Origin of the sequence: Bilifractor sp. LCP21S3_F8, assembly GCF_052117805.1 — a bacterium.
Taxonomy (GTDB): Bacteria; Bacillota; Clostridia; order Lachnospirales; family Lachnospiraceae; genus Bilifractor.
In genome coordinates this window covers 1-18,496 of record NZ_JBQKIK010000006.1, presented here as the reverse complement: position 1 = coordinate 18,496, position 18,496 = coordinate 1, and the positions used below count along the sequence as shown (strand labels likewise).

13 protein-coding genes are annotated in these 18,496 nt (G+C 50.7%); 2 read left to right on the top strand and 11 right to left on the bottom strand.

Annotation, left to right across the window (positions count from 1 at the left end; all coding sequences use genetic code 11):
• Window positions 1–224 precede the first annotated feature (224 nt).
• The 5 genes from ACTQ3A_RS04385 to pepT all read right to left on the bottom strand — a co-directional run bounded on the left by ACTQ3A_RS04385 (window position 225) and on the right by pepT (window position 5,597).
• Window positions 225–1,604: a GHKL domain-containing protein gene (locus ACTQ3A_RS04385; RefSeq protein ID WP_441098802.1), complete on the bottom strand. Its 1,380-nt coding sequence runs from the start codon at window positions 1,602–1,604 to the stop codon at window positions 225–227.
• A 4-nt stretch (window positions 1,605–1,608) separates the two neighbouring features.
• Window positions 1,609–2,361, bottom strand: coding sequence for a LytR/AlgR family response regulator transcription factor (locus tag ACTQ3A_RS04380; protein ID WP_441098803.1), 753 nt, complete (start codon window positions 2,359–2,361; stop codon window positions 1,609–1,611).
• A gap of 245 nt (window positions 2,362–2,606) precedes the next feature.
• Complete coding sequence (locus ACTQ3A_RS04375) at window positions 2,607–2,801, bottom strand: PTS ascorbate transporter subunit IIC (protein WP_441098804.1); 195 nt, start codon at window positions 2,799–2,801, stop codon at window positions 2,607–2,609.
• A gap of 250 nt (window positions 2,802–3,051) precedes the next feature.
• Window positions 3,052–4,077 (bottom strand): SPFH domain-containing protein, encoded by a 1,026-nt coding sequence (locus ACTQ3A_RS04370; RefSeq protein WP_441098805.1) that lies wholly within the window; start codon window positions 4,075–4,077, stop codon window positions 3,052–3,054.
• Window positions 4,078–4,385: 308 nt separating this feature from the next.
• Window positions 4,386–5,597: a peptidase T gene (gene pepT, locus ACTQ3A_RS04365; protein WP_441494154.1), complete on the bottom strand. Its 1,212-nt coding sequence runs from the start codon at window positions 5,595–5,597 to the stop codon at window positions 4,386–4,388.
• A gap of 389 nt (window positions 5,598–5,986) precedes the next feature.
• On the opposite strand from pepT, the gene aguB reads away from it, so the two are divergent.
• Complete coding sequence (gene aguB / locus ACTQ3A_RS04360) at window positions 5,987–6,865, top strand: N-carbamoylputrescine amidase (RefSeq protein ID WP_441494153.1); 879 nt, start codon at window positions 5,987–5,989, stop codon at window positions 6,863–6,865.
• A gap of 70 nt (window positions 6,866–6,935) precedes the next feature.
• Here the strand turns inward: aguB and ACTQ3A_RS04355 are convergent, their stop codons facing one another.
• From ACTQ3A_RS04355 to hcp, 4 genes are all read right to left on the bottom strand, one after another.
• Window positions 6,936–8,915, bottom strand: a complete 1,980-nt coding sequence (locus ACTQ3A_RS04355; RefSeq protein ID WP_441494152.1) for a glycoside hydrolase family 31 protein — start codon at window positions 8,913–8,915, stop codon at window positions 6,936–6,938.
• Between the two features lie 659 nt (window positions 8,916–9,574).
• The gene (gene eno, locus ACTQ3A_RS04350; protein ID WP_441494151.1) at window positions 9,575–10,870 is read right to left on the bottom strand and encodes a phosphopyruvate hydratase; all 1,296 of its coding nucleotides are present in this window, start codon (window positions 10,868–10,870) and stop codon (window positions 9,575–9,577) included.
• Between the two features lie 407 nt (window positions 10,871–11,277).
• Window positions 11,278–11,481 (bottom strand): hypothetical protein, encoded by a 204-nt coding sequence (locus ACTQ3A_RS04345; protein ID WP_441098809.1) that lies wholly within the window; start codon window positions 11,479–11,481, stop codon window positions 11,278–11,280.
• 186 nt (window positions 11,482–11,667) lie between these two features.
• Window positions 11,668–13,311 (bottom strand): hydroxylamine reductase, encoded by a 1,644-nt coding sequence (gene hcp / locus ACTQ3A_RS04340; protein ID WP_441474020.1) that lies wholly within the window; start codon window positions 13,309–13,311, stop codon window positions 11,668–11,670.
• A gap of 266 nt (window positions 13,312–13,577) precedes the next feature.
• On the opposite strand from hcp, the gene ACTQ3A_RS04335 reads away from it, so the two are divergent.
• Complete coding sequence (locus ACTQ3A_RS04335; protein ID WP_441494150.1) at window positions 13,578–14,246, top strand: Crp/Fnr family transcriptional regulator; 669 nt, start codon at window positions 13,578–13,580, stop codon at window positions 14,244–14,246.
• A 127-nt stretch (window positions 14,247–14,373) separates the two neighbouring features.
• Here the strand turns inward: ACTQ3A_RS04335 and ACTQ3A_RS04330 are convergent, their stop codons facing one another.
• Both ACTQ3A_RS04330 and ACTQ3A_RS04325 read right to left on the bottom strand, forming a co-directional pair.
• Complete coding sequence (locus tag ACTQ3A_RS04330; RefSeq protein WP_441494149.1) at window positions 14,374–16,608, bottom strand: beta-galactosidase; 2,235 nt, start codon at window positions 16,606–16,608, stop codon at window positions 14,374–14,376.
• A 22-nt stretch (window positions 16,609–16,630) separates the two neighbouring features.
• A complete protein-coding gene (locus ACTQ3A_RS04325; RefSeq protein ID WP_441494148.1) occupies window positions 16,631–18,358 on the bottom strand; it encodes a glycoside hydrolase family 43 protein in 1,728 nt (575 codons plus the stop codon).
• Window positions 18,359–18,496 lie beyond the last annotated feature (138 nt).

Genomic DNA, 18,496 nt, shown 5'->3' with positions numbered 1-18,496 from the left:
TTTTCACTTCGGCTGTCCCAGGAATCATCCTCTCCAGACAGCCTTGTCATGCGGAAACCCTTATCTCACATTTTCAAGCCTACCACAAAAAAGGATAAAAAAAGACAAATGACGCAAATGGTTCATTTTTTTGCGTCATCTGTCTGTTTTCACTTCCCGTGATACTCCCGGCGCGGTCCACATGTCAGCCGCACTCTCCTCCGGTCACGCCTCGTTCCTGTCGGTCAGATTTCCCTGCGGCTCTGTGTGCCCGGCAGAAGGATGTGAAGACTGAACCATCCATCCTTCGCGCTAACCGTCAGTGAACCTCCGTATTTCTCCACCGTGGAGCGCATACTCTTGACTCCGAATCCGTGGTAAGCGTGGTTCTGTTTGGTTGTCACCGGAAGGCCGTTTCGAAAACTGACCGCACCGCTGAAGCGGTTGAGCAGCGTGATATTGACAAAGTTCTTCTGCCTCGCAATCGTCAGATGAATCAGTCTCTCTTTCCTGTCCGGTATCTGCTTTGCCGCCTCGATGGCATTATCCAGGGCATTTCCGAACAGGGAGCTGATGTCCATGATCGACATAAAGCTCAGCGCCGCGCCGTCCGCCACAACGGTAAATTCCACATGATATCTCTGACAAGCCATGGCCTTGCTGGTCAGGATCGTATCCAGGACCTCGTTGCCGGTCTTATTCTGCGCCTCGTACAGCTTGATCTCCTCCTCCATCTTGTCAAGATACCGTACTTTTTCCTCAGAATTGATGCCGTCCCTCAGAATTGCGATCTGATGCTTGAGATCATGATATTTCTGATTGACAAGATCCACACTCTCCCGCGAGGTCTGATAATTGGAATATTGAAGCTGAAGAATATTCTGCATGGTCTGCAGTTCCATCTGCTCCTGTGCCTGGTGCAGCACAATGGAATAAAAATAAAGAACAACAACCCCGGCAAAATCCACAACGGTTCGAAGCAGCAGAATTTCCGATGTATATCGTGCGGTAAAAGGTGCCCTCTGGAGAACAAAGCTGATATCACTCATGAAATACACCGCGCCGATGATCAATATCTCCCCAAGAAGTGCATGTCCATGTAATTCCAGCTGTTCATACCTTCCGGACCGGCTGTCATATTTCCTCTCCAGCGCGGCAGCCAGAACGAATACACCGGCATAGGTCGGCAGCATAAAGATCAGATTTGTCAGCGGATTCAAGGCAACCCTTAATTCTGTCAAACCGAAATAATAAAGCTGCCATTCCAGAGAAGCCGCAAACTCTCCCAGAATAAAGGCGCGAAGTGTATCAAAGAGACAATTCTTCCAGTTCATCTCTGTCAGCCAGTAAAAGCCGAGAAAAATCTGAACAATGGTACCCATTACAACCGGAAGGAATAACGGAAGAGGGGGATTCTTCGTCACCGTCATGTAAAAAATGAGAAATCCTCCCATTCCCAGAAAAATCAGATTCCCCTTCCAGCCCTTTCTCCGGGCCGGCCGGTAATGACTGATGATTGCAAAAGCAATCATATAGGTGATTGCATAATAAATTCCCGGTGTGTCCTTAAGATCCGGCAGGACATTTCCGGAAGCAGTACGAAACAGGAGCCCGTATACATCCATCCCGTTACCTCCCTGTCTCCGCCATGTACTGATTCAAAGCATCCATCAAAGGCTTTTTCCTGGACCGGCTCACCTGCAGACGGTCCTCCCCGATCTGAACATCATTCCCGACGATACCGTCTACATAAGCCAGATTAATCAGAAAGCCCTTGTTACACTGAAAGAAATACTCGCCGGATAGTTCCTTTTCCACCTCCTTCAGCGCGCCTCTTGAGGTTATCTCTTCTGAAACCAGATGAAAAATCAGTTCATGGTTCATGACTTCAATGTAACGGATGGAAGAAGTGGAAATCCGCCGCATCCCGCCCTTGACACTCAAAATCACGTACTTATTCTGGATTGTCTTCCTTCTTCCCAGTGCACGTGTAATGGTCTCCGAAAAGGAATAGTAGGAAACCGGCTTCAGAATATAATCCAGTGCGCCGACCGTATAGCCCTTGATCGCGTACTGAGGCATATTGGTAATAAAAATGATGCAGACCTCCGTATCCGACTTGCGGATCTCCTGCGCCGCCGTCATCCCGTCGACAAATGCCATCTCAATATCCATCAGAATAATATCGTAATCCGGTGTATACGGATTCAGAATTCCGTCTCCATCGGAGAATTCCCGGATGGAAAAAACTTCGCCATGCTCTCTTCCGTACTGTTCCAGATATCCGCGGAACTCCCGGCGGTAATTCTCATCATCCTCAACAATCGCAATTCGAAGCATCTCCTCATCCTCTCCCGACAAAATCACGCATACATTTTTCATCCGCTGACATACCTGTCAAAAGGATGCTTGCAGATCATGAACTCCAACCCTGCAATCATCCTATCGCATTCTGCCTGATTTTACATCCCTTTAACGCACAATTGTCCTCGTCAGGCTGTAAAATTCCTGCCTTCCCGAACCCGCTGCTTCACAGCCTCCATGCAGTACACACGGAAGCGGTAAAGCAGCGGGTAGCCGCAGACACCTATCCCGTACGTATATAGCGTTGCAGATAGCATGGTCATTTACCGGATGTCCAGCTCCGGCGGTTCATCGAGATGCTCCGACACATACTTCCCGTCCTTTTTTCTCTGCTTTACGCATTCCGTCAAAAGATACTCGATCTGCCCGTTCACCGAACGAAAATCATCCTCCGCCCAGGCTGCGATCGCGTCATACAATTTTTCATTCAATCGAAGCGGTACCTGCTTCTTCGCCATCTGCTCACCTGCTTTCTGTCTACCATATCCGGAAACTGTTTGCTCACACCCTTCAGAAATATATCCTGGTTTTTGGGCTGGCAGGTTTTCCACCTGCGGGTGGAAACGGTTTGTTCGCGCAGCACGGTTATGGTCAGCCTTATACGAAACTATCGTAAAAAACCTCTCAGCACGTCTCAAAAGGAAGCGGCGGCCTTCGCCAGACCATACTAACCCGGAATGGCAGCGCCGCCGCATTCATCATTCAGTTTCAGTACAGGCTTCCCGAATTCACAACGGGCTGTGCGTCATGGTTGCCGCACAGAACCACCAGCAGGTTCGACACCATTGCCGCCTTCCGTTCCTCGTCGAGATCCACCACGCCGTTTTCCTTCAGCCGCTCCAGTGCCATCTCAACCATACCGACCGCACCGTCCACGATCATCTTTCTCGCGTCAATCACTGCGGAAGCCTGCTGTCTCTGAAGCATCACCGCGGCGATCTCGGGAGCATAAGCCAGATACGTGATTCTCGCTTCTTCAATCACAAGTCCGGCATTTTCCACCTTTTTCTGAATCAGATCGCGGATTCTGTCCGCCACAACCGTCGTAGACCCGCGAAGACTTCCGTCGTCAGCCTGTCCGTCACCGGTCGTATCGATATTCGGTGCCACATCATACGGGTAAATCTTCACGATATCCCGCACCGCCGCATCTACCTGGAGCGACAGATATTCCTTATAATTATCGACATTGAAAACTGCCTTCGCTGTGTCACTGACTCTCCAGATCACTGCCACGCCGATCTCCACCGGGTTGCCAAGTACGTCGTTGACTTTCTGCTTCGCATTATTCAGGGTCATCGCTTTCAGAGAAATCTTCCAGTTCGCCGGCTCCTCTGTCTTGTTCACGGAAGAAAGCGACAGCTGAATCCCATGGGCCGAAGCGTTCTCATTCACATCTCCGCTCTGTCCCAGCCTTGTCTTCGCGGCTGGATTTACTGACGAGCAGAAAGGATTCACATAGTAAAATCCATCCGTCTTGATCGTCCCGATATACTTGCCAAAAAGCGTCAGCACAAGCGCTTCCTGCGGCTTGACAACCTTCAATCCCATGCAGAAGATCCATCCAAGTCCCCACCACAGAATCGCCGGAAGGAAGGCCGGAAGAAACAGAGAATCCTCCGTTCCAAGCTTGATTCCCGTCACAAACAGAAAAACAGACGCCACATACAGTGCAACCAGTAGCAGCAAAACAGGCATCCCATTGTTCTTCTTCACCAATTGCTTCTCTTCCATAACGTTTTTCCTTTCCGCCCCCTAAAAAAGGCTTCCGGGCAATCGCGGCCCGAAGACGATATTTATTTGATATCATAATGATATCATATATTGTAAAAATGTCAATACATGACAGCACCAACAATAACCTGCGGAGGCGGAAGCATCCTCCATACCGGCAGCGGGCAGTCTGGATGATATTTGTCCGGAAGAAGAGAACAGGGGTTGTTCGCAAATGCGGCAGCCCCTTAATCCGGCATATAATTTCCTTTTGAAAACAGCATTCTGCCTGTCTTGAAACCCGATATCGTATGGAAATGCTTTTCCCATCATTGCCGCAGCTGTGCGATTCGGATCAGCATCTCCGCGGTCTTCTCCATCTCCTGCACGCTCGCATATTCGAACCGGCTGTGATAGTTATACCCTCCTGTGCACAGATTCGGACATGGAATGCCCCGGAAACACAGTGCTGCGCCGTCTGTACCGCCACGAATCGGGCTTGTGACACACACTTCTCCCATGTCCGACAGAACTTTCTGCACACGCCCGACCAGATCCATATGATCCTTCATAACCTCGGCCATATTGTAATACTGGTCCCGGATCGACGCGTCAACAGTTCCCTCACCGTATTTTTGATTCAGGTACGCCGCAATTGAGTGAATCGTTTTCTTTCGTGCCTCGAACCGTTTCCGGTCATGGTCCCGGATGATGTACTGAAGGTTTGTCTGTTCGACACCGCCCTCCACCCGGTCGAGATGGTAAAATCCCTCATATCCCTCTGTGTGCTCCGGTGTTTCAGCCGGCGGGAGCATCGAAGCAAATTCCATCGCGATCAGGCAGGCATTTTTCATCTGGTTTTTCGCACTTCCCGGGTGGACATTCTTGCCATGGATGATAACCCGTGCTTCCGCCGCATTGAAGCACTCATATTCGATGACACCGAAGGTCCCGCCGTCTACGGTATATGCCTCTTTTGCCCCGAAGCGCTCCGTGTCAAAATGCTCTGTGCCGCGTCCTGTTTCCTCGTCCGGCGTAAACGCAATGCGTACCGCCCGGTGCGGTTCCTCCGGATGATCATGAAAATACTGCACGAGGTTCATGATCTCCGCGATTCCCGCCTTGTCGTCCGCACCTAACAGTGTCGTCCCGTCTGATGCTATAAGATCCTCCCCGCGATGTCTCGTAAGCTCCGGAAAATCCTCTTCTTTTAATAATGCGTCTCCGCCCTGGTAATTCCGGATGATTCTCGGCTTCACGCCGCTTCCGCTCACCTCCGGAGACGTATCGAGATGAGCAATGAATCCCAGTGGCGGTATGGATTCAAAACCACTCCCATGCGAAGCAATGGCTGCATAAACGTAGCAGTGTTCCCGGTCGTAATCCGTCCGGGCGCCCAGACTTTGCAGTTCTTTTTCAAGAAGCTCTGCGAGAGCCCTCTGCTTTGCAGTTGTCGGCTGATCTGTCGCATCCTCATCGGACTGCGTATCGATCTGAACGTAATTGAGAAAACGATGAATGAAATCTTTGTTTGCTGCCAAGCTGATTCCCTACCTTTCTGTTGATCATAAAGCAATGTCTCTATAATAATACTGTAAACGAGCTTTCAGCGCCAGTCCGCCAAATACAGCATTAATAAACAGAAGCCCACGGTTCAATGTCTTTAAAAATCAATGGATTTCTGTATGGAAGAAAATAAGTATATTCCCGAGCTTCTCACGGTGGTATCCTTATTCAGTAGTAAAGTTGCTATAATCATTGCGGCGGCCTTTGACAAGCGGTTTTTTTCGCCTGGATAATGGTGTGCTGAATCGTTACAAATTGCGAAGGATACAGGGAGGTATCAGTTCCGTACGCGAACTGATGCCTTTTTCTGTCTGTCACACAAAACCATTCTATAATTAGAATTCTGCTGAAAGGAGATTTCGCAATGCGAAAAGTAACTCTTGCGGCGACACAGTTCGCCTGCTCATGGAATAAAGAGGAAACACTGGACAAGGCGGAAAAGATTGTACGGGATGCCGCTGCGGCCGGGGCAAATGTCATTCTGCTTCAGGAGCTTTTTGAACGCCCCTATTTCTGCAAGACACATAAGTATGAATATCTTCACCTTGCCACGAAAATGGAAGACAACCCGGCAGTAAAGCGCTTTCAGAGTATTGCAAGAGAACTGCATGTTGTGCTCCCCATATGCTTCTATGAGGATGCCGGGAATCTGGCATTCAACTGCGTCGCGATGATTGACGCAGACGGGACTATTCTCGGAAAATACCGCAAGACACATATTCCGGACGGTGTTCCCTATGCGGAGAAGTTTTATTTCGCTCCGGGAGACACCGGATTCCGGGTATGGGACACCCAATTCGGAAAGATAGGTGTCGGCATCTGCTGGGACCAGTGGTTCCCGGAGGCCGCCCGCTGCATGGCACTGATGGGCGCTGAAATCCTGCTGTACCCGACTGCCATCGGAAGCGAGCCGGATCTCGGCATTGACTCCATGCCTCACTGGAGAAACTGCATGCAGGGTCACGCCGCCGCCAACATCATGCCGCTTGTGGCCTCAAACCGGGTGGGCTATGAGGAACAGGATTACACAAACATCACCTTCTACGGTTCCTCCTTTATCGCGGGACCGGACGGAGAGATTGTGGCTTCTGCGGACCGGGAAAGTGAGACCTTCGTGACGGCACAGTTCGATCTGGACGCCGTCGCTTCCATGCGCCGCGAATGGGGTGTCTTCCGCGACCGCCGGCCCGAAATGTACGGAGAACTCCTTACCATGGGAGAAACCGGAAAGGATGAACGTTAACACAATCATTTTCTTGTTCATTTCCGGACAGCTTCACCCATCCGGAGATTCACATCGAAAAAGCAGAAGGTCACGCCCGGAAGGGATCTTTCACGGGAGTAATTCCATCATCGTTATATAACTCGTAATCCTCCGGGCATCCCCCATTGCAGATGTAACGGATCGTGCTGTAATCGAGCGCTGCCGTATTTGCTGCCGGATGGCAGAGCGGAAGCACATGTCCCTTTCGGATGAAAATCAGCACTTCCCCGAGCTCTGCCTTCACATAGTGATCGCCCTCTGAAAGCTGAATCTCATCGTAATCGTTCCAGCTTCTCATACGCAGAAGCATCATATCCTCCGGCAGATAGACATAACGGCCGGAAGCGTTCTGCCGATACACCGGCGCGATCATCACGCTCTCCCCGACGAGCAGCTGATCCTCCGTCTCCACTGCTCTTCTGTCGTCCGGCCACTGAAAGGCAAGCGGCATCATATACATACCGTCGCGGAGCGCCGCCTTCATAAACTCGCTGTAAATATATGGAAGCAAAGCATATCTGATCTCGATGATCGGGCGGAAGCGCTCCGGATGCGCAAACGCGCTGAGCTCCTGAAAGCGGTTTCCCTTTGCATTGTGATTGCGGTACAGCGGTGTAAAAAGAGCCATTTCCAGCCACCGCATCATCAGATCCTCCGTTGTGTCGTCTCCGAAGCCTCCCATGTCCGATCCGGAATACAGAAATCCGCACAGATTCAGGCCTGCCATCTGCTGCATGCTGAGCAGCAGATGCTCCCACCAGCTTCTGTTGTCTCCGGTCCAGACACCTCCATACCGATGCATCCCAATATAGGATGACCGTGAAAACAGCAGAATCCTCCGATCCGGGCAAAGCGTTCGGAATGCTTCTCCGGCAGCCCTCGTCATCAGATACCCGTACAGATTATGAAGCTTGTCATGACGATAGGATTTCCCCTTGTATCTGTGGTAGAAACTCCGGTAGTCCTCCGGATTGTTCGACAGTCCTCCAACCAGGGACGTCAGCTCGGAAAAAGAGTCTATATCCAGATTCTCCCCCTTCAGTTCATCGATTCTTCGAAACACCTTGTTCAGGTGCTTCTCCGTGTAGAATATCGCAGGCTCATTCATGTCATTCCAGAACCCGTCCACGCCCTGATCCAGCAGAAAACGGTAATGCTCCCCGAACCATTTCCGCGTCTCCGGCTTCATAAAGTCCGGAAAATGCGCTTTCCCTGGCCAGACAGCGGCCACCAGGTCGTTTCCGTCCTCATCCTTGACGAAGTAACCGCCTTTTCTGCCCTCCTCACAGATATCATAGCCGTCCTCCATCTTGACGCCCGCATCAATGATCGGCACTAAATGGATTCCCCTTTTCTTCATCTTTGCGCAGAAATCCGTGAAATCCGGAAAAGCCTGCTCATCAACCGTGAAGTCCTTGTAGTGATCCATGTAATCGATGTCGAGATAGATACTGTCAAGCGGAATGCCTTCCTTCTGATAGCGGTCAGCAACCTCCTCCACTTCTTTCTCCGTGCGGTAACTCCACCGGCTCTGCCCGAATCCGAAGGCCCATTTCGGCGGGATGTAGCTTCTGCCCACCAGCTGCCGGAATTCATGCGCAATTCCGGGGAGCGTCGAATCCTGGACCAGGTAGAGATTCGCGTCAAAATCATCCAGACGGATCTCCAGCACATCCGGATCCGTATATCCCAGATCAAACGTCACTCTTCCCGGCGTATCGACATAGAGTCCGAAAGAAGCCCGAGGAGAAAAAACAAGGATAAAATTCTGGGAGGCATAAAGGGAATGCTTTCCCTCCGTATGCATATAGTCATCGGTGTTGTTGCTGATGTACAGCCAGTTCCTCTTGTTCATCCCGCGAACAGTTTCTCCGAGTCCGTAAATAACATCCTCGCTGTCCATTCGATGACGAATCGTCTTCGCACCGGGATCCAGAACAAAACCTGGAATTTCTCCTGTCTCAACCGGTATATTCAGCACAACAGAATCTGTCTCGATCGGTTCTCCGATTATATAATGTCTGATCATGGTGTCTCCTTCACACTGTATAAATTGCTCAATGCCTTCGCGCTTCATCCTCATACCTGTTGCCTTCGAAATCGCATACAGTCTCTTACGCGCGCTTCGCGGCAGGCGGCCTGTCTGCGTTTTCGAAGAGCTTATACAGGATACGGCCATACGATAACATACTGTATAAGCTACGGATTGCTCCGTGCTTCGCACTCCCGCAATCCTTCAGATATGAGGATTTCGCGCCTTCGCGCTTCATCCTCATACCTGTTGCCTTCGAAAACGCAGGCAGTCTCTTACGCGCGCTTCGCGACAGGCGGCCTGTCTGCGTTTTCGAAGAGCTTATACAGTATATCACACCAGTTCTTGAAGATCAGTTGTTTGAGTGGAAGAATTCATAATATATTTTATCTTTCGTAATCGTCCACACTGAACACAGGACTGAAAACCGGATGGTTCTGCCGATTTCATCCGCATACGGATCATTATATAAAACGGCGCATGCAGCAGCTAGCGGATAACCTCGTATCCCTAGAAATTCGCCCTAAGAGCTTTCTTCAGCTGCCCCATTTTAATCTTCTTTCCTCATGATAGAGTAAAATAAGTTCAGAAAAGCCGGTTCCATAAACGGAACCGGCTCCTGCCTGTCATTGATCTTATATTTCTGTGATTTTTTCTCAGCGGTTAAATGCTTTTTTTCCGGGATATACGGCAGACTCGCCGAGTTCCTCTTCGATCCGGAGAAGCTGGTTGTATTTCGCGACACGCTCACTGCGGCTTGGTGCTCCCGTCTTGATCTGGCGTGTATTGAGCGCAACGGCGAGATCGGCGATTGTGGTATCCTCTGTCTCGCCGCTTCTGTGGGATGTGATTGCCGTGTATCCTGCCTTATGAGCCATCTTGATCGCCTCAAGCGTCTCAGACACGGATCCGATCTGATTGAGCTTGATCAGAACCGAATTCGCGCAGCCAAGCCGGATTCCCTTCTCAAGCCGTTCTGTATTTGTCACAAAGAGATCATCACCGACCAGCTGTACCTTGTCTCCGAGCTCATCCGTCATCTTCTGCCAGCCTTCCCAGTCCTCCTCGTCCAGACCGTCCTCTATCGACCAGATCGGGTACTTCTCGATCAGCGATTTCCAGTGCGCAATCAACTCCTCAGACGTGAAATCCCTGCCGGACTTCGGCTGGTGATAATATCCCTTCCCCTTCTCGCTCTTCCATTCAGAGGATGCCGCATCCATGGCAAGAACAAAATCCTCGCCTGGACGATAACCCGCGTCGCGGATTGCCTGAAGAATATGCTCGATGGTGTCCTCATCATCCTTCAGATTCGGCGCAAAACCGCCCTCATCTCCGACCGCGGTGGTGTTCCCCTCCGCTTTGAGAATTTTCTGAAGTGAATGGAAGACCTCTGTGCACCAGCGAAGTGCCTCGCGGAAGGAAGATGCTCCCACCGGCATAATCATGAATTCCTGAGTGTCCACTGAATTCGTCGCATGCGCCCCGCCGTTCAGAATATTCATCATCGGAACCGGAAGACGGTTGGCATTCGCGCCGCCAAGGAAGCGGAAAAGCGGAATTCCGAGAGATTCTGCCGCAGCTTTCGCGCTGGCGATGGATACCGCAAGAACTGCGTTTGCTCCCAGCTTCGCCTTGTTTGGCGTTCCGTCCGCTCTGATCATCGCATTATCTACCGCATATACATCCTGCGGGTCCAGTCCTCTGACTGCATCATTGATGATTGTGTTTATGTTGTTGACGGCCTTAGTCACGCCCTTTCCGCCAAATCGTTCTTTGTCTCCGTCCCGAAGCTCAATCGCCTCAAATTCACCGGTAGACGCTCCGCTGGGCGCGGCTCCTCTTCCGACGGTTCCGTCATTCAGAATCACCTCAGCTTCAACCGTGGGATTGCCTCTGGAATCTATGATCTCTCGTCCAATCACCTTATCAATCTGTAAATGTTTCAGCATATCGTCTCCTCCTGTCTTCCTGAGACATAACTGGTAACCATTCCTGTTGCTTTCACTCCTGAAACGGCTTTTTATCCTGTTATTGCGTTCTATCCTGCAATAGTTTTCTGCCCTGCTATAGTGTTCTATCCACAATAGTTTTCTGTCCTGCTATAGCTTTATCCAGTTGGCATCTGGTGATCATTTCTGTTGTTGTACATCATGACAAGCAGCGAAAATTCAGGATCATCAGCCTTTTGTGCGTTAGGTATCTCTAACTAATTATTAGTGTACACTAACAGCATTTGATTGTCAACCGCAATCTTATTTCAGCATCGGAATCTTATTTCGACATCGGAATTTTATAATCGACTCCAGGCGGTCTGGCAAAGATTTCCGGTGTCTTTGCCTGATCCGGCCTGCAAATTTCAACTCTCCACAAGCACCTTTGCATCCCAATCCCTCAGTTCGATTTTCTCTCCCGGGGCATAATTTCTGCCGCTGAGCAGATCTGTCACCGTGCCATAAGGATTGTGTACCACCCGCGGATCTTCTGCGTAATAAAGGAGATAATGAACCGTCTGTCCCTTCGCATTGACGCCGCTGCGCAGAATCACCGGCCAGGTATACATTCTTTTTTATTTCATTTATTCCGATATCCTGAATGCCGACAATCAAATAAGGAAAAATTGCAGGATAAACTGAACCAGGCCGACACCCGGAAATCTCCGGACATCGACCTGACAATATTGTAACTCAAGGAACCTTTTAACAAGCGCAGGAATCCTCTTTGTCATGGAAAAGCTCTTCCGCCTTATTTATGCCTCGTCTCCAAAGAAAAGCTTCAGATCATCATCCACAGTTCCAATTCCCGCGATTCCAAAGTTATCCACCAGCACCTTTGCCACATTCGGAGAAAGGAACGCCGGAAGCGTCGGTCCAAGATGGATATTCTTTACACCCAGGTACAGAAGCGCAAGGAGTACAATGACGGCCTTTTGCTCATACCACGCGATATTGAACACGATCGGAAGGTCATTGATATCATCCAGCTTGAATATTTCCTTGAGTTTCAAGGCGATCAGTGCCAGGGAATAGGAGTCATTGCACTGACCCGCATCCAGAACTCTCGGAATTCCGCCAATATCGCCAAGATCCAATTTGTTATATTTATACTTCGCGCATCCTGCTGTCAGAATCACCACATCCTTCGGAAGTCTCTTCGCAAACTCTGTATAGTACTCCCGTGTCTTGTGTCTTCCGTCGCATCCTGCCATTACAACAAACTTCCGGATGGCTCCGGTCTTGACCGCGTCTACAACCTTGTCCGCAAGCGCAAATACCTGCTCATGTGCAAATCCGCCGGTAATGGTTCCTGTCTCGATCTCTGTAGGAGCAGGACATGTCTTTGCCTGGGCAATAATTTCAGAGAAATCCTTGGTCTCGCCATATGCGCCGTCAATATGTCTGCAACCGGGGAATCCTGCCGCTCCGGTCGTCCAGAGGCGGTCCTTATAGCTCTCTGCGGGAGGCACCACACAGTTGGTCGTCATCAGAATCGGACCATTGAACTTCTCAAACTCCTCTTTCTGTTTCCACCATGCATTTCCGTAATTTCCTGCGAAATGCGGATATTTCTTAAATGCCGGATAATAATGTGCCGGAAGCATCTCGGAGTGTGTATAGACATCTACACCAGTCCCTTTCGTCTGTTCCAGAAGCATTTCCAGATCGCGAAGGTCATGACCGGAGATCAGAATACCCGGATTTTTACGGACACCAATGTCAACCTGTGTCACTTCCGGATTTCCATAGGCCTCTGTATTCGCCTTATCCAGAAGAGCCATACCGTCTACACCGTACTTACCGGTCTCCAGAGTAAGAGACACCAGATCGTTTACTCCAAGAGAATCATCCAGAGTCTTCGCAAGTGCTTTCTGGATAAACGCATCCACTTCTTCATTGTCCTGAAGCAGCGCATTTGCATGCTTGGAATAGGCCGAAAGTCCTTTTAAACCATAGGTAATCAACTCGCGAAGAGAGCGGATATCCTCATCCCTGGTCGAAAGTACGCCAACCTCTGCCGCCTTGGCGTCAAAGGAATCCTCCGCGCCGTTCCAGAATGCGGCTTCCGGAAGTCCCTCTTTGTTCTCGAGCTTTCCAAGAAGATCCTGCTTTACTGCCAGCGTTTCCTCAACTGCTTTGCGAATCGCTTCCCTGTCAAAGTTTGCATTGGTGATCGTGATAAAAAGATTTCTTGTAACCATATGGTTCACATCCTTTTCCACGGGAATCCCTTCCTCGCGCATCCTTGCTGTCACACACGAAAGTCCTTTCGTCACATACACAAGCAGATCCTGCATACGGGCAACCTCGGGTTTCTTTCCGCAGACACCGGAGATCGTACATCCCTTACATCCCGCTGTTTCCTGGCACTGATAACAGAACATCTTGTTTTCCATCAATAAACCTCCTCTATCGCCCCAAAGGGCATTCTTCCTTTGCCTCTGCTGCCTCCCGGATTACATAGACCTTTGTACAGCCTGGAATACAGCGGCAGTCACTTGTTGTCTTTCTGTGGACAGTATAGTAGGATGTAAAGCAGAAGTATGTTGTCATTACCACATAATTATTTTTTTCAACCGTGTGACACTTTCCAATACAAGGCAGCCTTTCACAGTCCTGTTTTGCACTGATGAAGCCCCTTTCTGCGGCTAAGGAGACGAAAATGAATGAAGAAATGCTCTCGAAAAACGTTCTTTTCAAGGGATTAAGCAAAGAAGAAATTCACGATGCATTGCTGGCACTTCAAGCCCGCGAGCTTTTATACAAAAAAGACGCTTCCATCCTTCTGGCTGGAAGTAAAACCGACAAAATGGGACTGGTCCTGGAGGGAAGCGTAAGAATAGAAAACAACGATATGTGGGGGAACCGCACCATCTTAAGTCACGTCGGTTCCGGCCATTTTTTTGCAGAGACCTATGCGTTTCTGCATAACGAACCTCTGCTGGTCGATGTCGTGGCAAATGAAGACTCACGGATTCTTTTCCTCAAAATTCATGTCCTGAAAGAAACCGATTCGACCACACACCCCTGGGTACGGAAGTTCCTGACCAACCTTCTTGTGGTTACCGCACATAAAAACCTTGTTCTGTCCGGCCGCAGTTTCCACACCTCACCCAAAACCATCCGGGGCAAGGTACTGGCATACCTGAATTCGGTAGCCCTACAGAGCGGCGGCCACCGGTTCGACATCCCCTTTGACCGCCAGCAGCTTGCTGACTATCTGAATGTCGACCGGACCGCACTCTCAAAAGAACTGGGAAAGATGAAATCCGAAGGACTGATCACATTTGAAAAAAACCACTTTGAAATACAAAAGGGAACAGAATATTAATTACCTTCGCACTTGGGGAATCCATTCCGTCCTCAATCGGTCCGACCGGATATTTCTCGATCAGCGATTTCCAGTGCGCGGTCAGCTCCTCAGAGCTGAAGGCTCAGCCTGATACGTTCTATTACGTTCAGCTTTCCAGAAGCACCTTTACGTCCCAGTCCCGAAGCTCTATTTTCTCACCCGGAGCATAAGTTCTGCCGCTGATCAAATCTGTCACCATGCCATAAGGATTGCGTATCACCCGCGAATCTTCTGCGTAATAAAGGAGATAATGAACCGTCTGTCCCTTCGCATTGGCGCCGCTGCGCAGGATCACCGGCCAGGTATATTGTTCCGCGTCCGCTGTCTCCTTATTTTCATAATGAGGCAGCCATATTCCTGCATCTGCGGACGCCCGGACTAAAATCCGCTTCAGCTGCTCCGGATCTGTATGACACCCGATATAGTACGCTGTTCCCCTGCCAAACCGGTTTCTCGTGATCCCCGCATAGATGTTCCAGTATGGATGCTTATACCAGCCGAGTACCTGAAAGCCATCCCCGCGGCAACCGGTTTCCGCATCCTCCAAAATCGCCTCAGCTCCATCCCTATTCTCTGCAGCTTCCAAAACATTCGCAGCTGCGCCCTTTTCTTCTGCTGTTTCTGAAATGCAGCTCTCTTCACTTCCAGTTATTCCGCCGCACGGAATCAGAAGTTCCGCCCAGTGCCTCGCCTCGAAACCGTTCACCGTCAGCCGCTCCGGGTTCACAAACTGATGGTAACTAACCCCGAAGACATCCGTCATGTGATGCGGCTGGATATCCGTCCACACACTGAGCGAGCGGTCCGTGAAGAAGGAGCGGAACGTGGCGACAAGCACTCCGCCCGCCTCTGTCCAGTTCCGGATAATCTGGATAAATTCCTCAGAGACAGAATAAAGCGATGGAATCACGATGAGGTCATATCCGTCCAGGCTGCGCCTGTCGTTCTTCTGCGTGCCGCCGTCCGGATGGCAGTCTTCTCCCGTGATCTGATCCTCAAAAAGGATATCCACACCGATATTCAGTCCGTACAATTCACGATACGTCTCCATCACAATATCGTTGTAGCTCAGGTCTTTATCAATTGGAAACCATTTAAAGGCGGTCAGCGTCCGGTTGTCGACGATCATGGCCGCGCGGTTTTTCTTCGTGATGATCAGGTTCTCTGCTCCGATCCGCTTCCACTCATGACCGAGCCGGCCGGCCTCGAGATATGTCGGATTCGGTGCGAAATCGTGGCTGAGAAGTCCCTTCCAATAGGTCTCGTATCCGTTATGTATCGAATGCCAGTGCCAGTACTCCACCATCGATGCCCCGCTCGCCAGATGAGAGTATGCCTGCAGACGGAGCTGTCCCGGATACGGAACCCACTCCCGAAAGGCCTGCGCCTCTGTCTCCAGCACCAGATAATTCCTGCTTCCGGGAATAATCCCACGCATCTCATCTCCGCCAAAGGCGATTTCCATACCCGTCAGGTCATGCTGTGTCGGATGATAGATGTCCGTCCCTGCAATCGTCAGCGCGCGTCCCATTTTATCGTGGTCACAGTCCGGCTGCACCCCGTAAGAGTACCCGTCCTGTGAGATCTCCGCGCCAAATTTTCTCCAGTTGTAATCCAGGTTGTGCGTGACAAACTGATCCGGCGTGCGGTACTCATCGATGATCTTCCTCTGCCAGCACAGATACCCCGTCACAAGGCTGCGCTGAAACGCCTCAAATTCCGAGGCCAGCCCGCCGTTGATACAGCCGCGCATGTCCGGAAGATCCTCCCACCGGCCGATGGAATTACTCCAGTACCGCAGGTAAAAGGTACGATTCAGTTCCTCCACCGTACCGTATTTCTTCTTCAGATACTCCCGGAACATCTCCTGCACACCGGCGCCCGCAGTGCCGTAATGCTTCGTCTCGTTGTCAATCTGATAGCCGATCACGCAGCTTCGGCCGGCACAATGCCCGAGCATCTTCCGGATCACCCGCTCAATGTAGAACCGGAACGTCGGACTCGCAATGTTGAAGAGCTGACGATGTCCGTACCTTGCCTTTCCCTCTGATGTCTCAACCATAATGTCATCGTTTTTTTCCGCAAGCCATGCAGGGATCGCGTACGAGGGTGTCCCGACAATTACCTTCATCTCATACGCCTCCGCAAGATCCAGCATCTCGTCCAGAAGAGAAAAATCGAACCTCCCCTCAACCGGCTCCCAGGTGGACCAGGTAGATTCGCCGATGCGGATGACATTCATCCCGGCATCCCGCATCATCCGCAAATCCTCCCGCATGCGGTCCTCCGGCATATATTCCAGATAGTAGGCACACCCAAACAGGATATCTTTCTGTTTCATCCAAAACCTCCCCTCTTTGCCTTCACATTTCTCCGTCCTCAGTGACCGTCAGATCAAACCGATCGAAGTCCGCACATTTTTCATGCAGCATAGAATCCCTGGCAAAAATCCCGACCATTGTCCCGGTAAACTCACCATACTTGCAGTACTCATCGGAAAAAACAGAAGTATCCCATTCCTTTCCGATCCGCTTCCAGAGTGATCCGTCATAGCTCCATTCAAAGAAGGTTTTCCGTCCATCAATCGTCATCCGCATCCAGACCGGACGTCCCTTTTCCAGCGCCGTCCTCGTGCTTTGATATTCTGTCTTGTGACCATTTTCGAGCTGTATGATCCCCAGTGCCTCCGAATGCAGCGTCTCACTGTAATATTTTCGAAGATACAGGTTGTTCATATTGTCATAGTATAGCATGAGACCCGCATCATGCTGATAAACCTCAGGGCTGTATTCAAGAACAGTGACGGCTCTGGCATGCATCCCTGTCAGCTTCCTTGCCAGAAGGCTCACCTTGTTCAGCGATGCCTGACTCTCCTGACCGCGAAGCCGGACAAAACCCGGCCTTGCCTTCACATCCGCAAAACGCTGCGGCATCTCCCGTGGCGAATAATACCAGTTTCCGAGGCTACCGCTGTCGAAATCATCTCTCTCCGGAACCGGCTTCATCTGTGTCTGCGGCAGATCCGGCTCCGGCACATTTTCTTTTGCGAGATTCGTTCCATCCGCCATGCGCAGCCATCCGTCCTCGGTCCAGGTCATCCTCTCGATTGCCGTCTCTCTGCCAAGTGTACACCTTAGATCCAGAATACCTTCCGGCATATACCCGACCGGCCATTTCGGCGCATATGGAGAAGCCGCCTTGCGCTCCTCCTCTGTGTCGCGGATGATCCACGGACGCGCGGTCAGATGAACGAGATAGGTTTCGCCATCTGGAAGATCGACGTAGCTTCCATGTCCGGACTTCTGCAGCAAAGAGTCCGGATTAAAATACTTCGGCTTCAGGTGATCCGCGTCCGCCCTCTCATTCGATACTCCGGGCTGACTCGTCACGATCGCCCCGAGCGGATCCGGCTCATAAGGACCGAACACGTTCCGTGAACGTGCCATAGTGACCGCGTGATTATATCCCGTTCCTCCCTCGGCACACATCAGATAATACCATCCGTTTTTTTTCGTCAGATGCGGAGCCTCAATACACCCGCGATCCGTCGCACCGCGCCAGATCCGTTTCGGATATCCGATGATGTGTCCCGCGTCCGGGTCGTACTCAACGGCACAGATCACCCCCGGTTCCTCATATCCTGTCCGCGTCTCCCATTCCAGGGATACCACATATTTCCTTCCGTCATCGTCATGCAGCATCGAAGCATCGAAGCCGGCCGAATGCAGATACACCGGATCACTCCAGGGTCCGGTAATTTTTTCTGCTGTCACAACAAAATTATCCACATCAAAGTACCGCGCATTCATGGAATTCATGACGCCGTAAACCACGTAGAAAAGGTTCTCCGATTCACAATAAGTAAGGCACGGTGCCCAGATTCCCTTCGCGCTCGGAAGTTTCTTAAGATCCACCTGTACATCATCCGTCAGAACGTGCGTGAGCAGTTCCCAGTGCGCAAGATCCCTGGAATGATAAATCGGAATTCCCGGCATCCACTCGAAGGTGGACACTGCGATATAATAGTCGTCTCCCTTCCGGCAGATGCATGGATCCGGGTTAAAGCCCGGAAGTATCGGATTGTGAATCATTTCCGTCCTCCTGTCTGATAAAAAGTAATTTACTAAAACTTCCCATAGCAAAAATGGGCTTCGCACCTTGAAAACTCAATAATACAGGCAATCAGATAGGATCTTTATGCCGCTAAACCCGCCTTTGCCAGCGAATTA

Excerpts from the sequence above, each read along its gene's own strand:
- ACTQ3A_RS04385 (WP_441098802.1), bottom strand. The coding sequence starts at position 1,604 with ATGGATGTATACGGGCTCCTGTTTCGTACTGCTTCCGGAAATGTCCTG.
- ACTQ3A_RS04380 (WP_441098803.1), bottom strand. The coding sequence starts at position 2,361 with ATGAAAAATGTATGCGTGATTTTGTCGGGAGAGGATGAGGAGATGCTT.
- ACTQ3A_RS04375 (WP_441098804.1), bottom strand. The coding sequence starts at position 2,801 with ATGGCGAAGAAGCAGGTACCGCTTCGATTGAATGAAAAATTGTATGAC.
- ACTQ3A_RS04370 (WP_441098805.1), bottom strand. The coding sequence starts at position 4,077 with ATGGAAGAGAAGCAATTGGTGAAGAAGAACAATGGGATGCCTGTTTTG.
- aguB (WP_441494153.1), top strand. The coding sequence starts at position 5,987 with ATGCGAAAAGTAACTCTTGCGGCGACACAGTTCGCCTGCTCATGGAAT.
- ACTQ3A_RS04355 (WP_441494152.1), bottom strand. The coding sequence starts at position 8,915 with ATGATCAGACATTATATAATCGGAGAACCGATCGAGACAGATTCTGTT.
- eno (WP_441494151.1), bottom strand. The coding sequence starts at position 10,870 with ATGCTGAAACATTTACAGATTGATAAGGTGATTGGACGAGAGATCATA.
- ACTQ3A_RS04345 (WP_441098809.1), bottom strand. The coding sequence starts at position 11,481 with ATGTATACCTGGCCGGTGATTCTGCGCAGCGGCGTCAATGCGAAGGGA.
- hcp (WP_441474020.1), bottom strand. The coding sequence starts at position 13,311 with ATGGAAAACAAGATGTTCTGTTATCAGTGCCAGGAAACAGCGGGATGT.
- ACTQ3A_RS04335 (WP_441494150.1), top strand. The coding sequence starts at position 13,578 with ATGAATGAAGAAATGCTCTCGAAAAACGTTCTTTTCAAGGGATTAAGC.
- ACTQ3A_RS04330 (WP_441494149.1), bottom strand. The coding sequence starts at position 16,608 with ATGAAACAGAAAGATATCCTGTTTGGGTGTGCCTACTATCTGGAATAT.
- ACTQ3A_RS04325 (WP_441494148.1), bottom strand. The coding sequence starts at position 18,358 with ATGATTCACAATCCGATACTTCCGGGCTTTAACCCGGATCCATGCATC.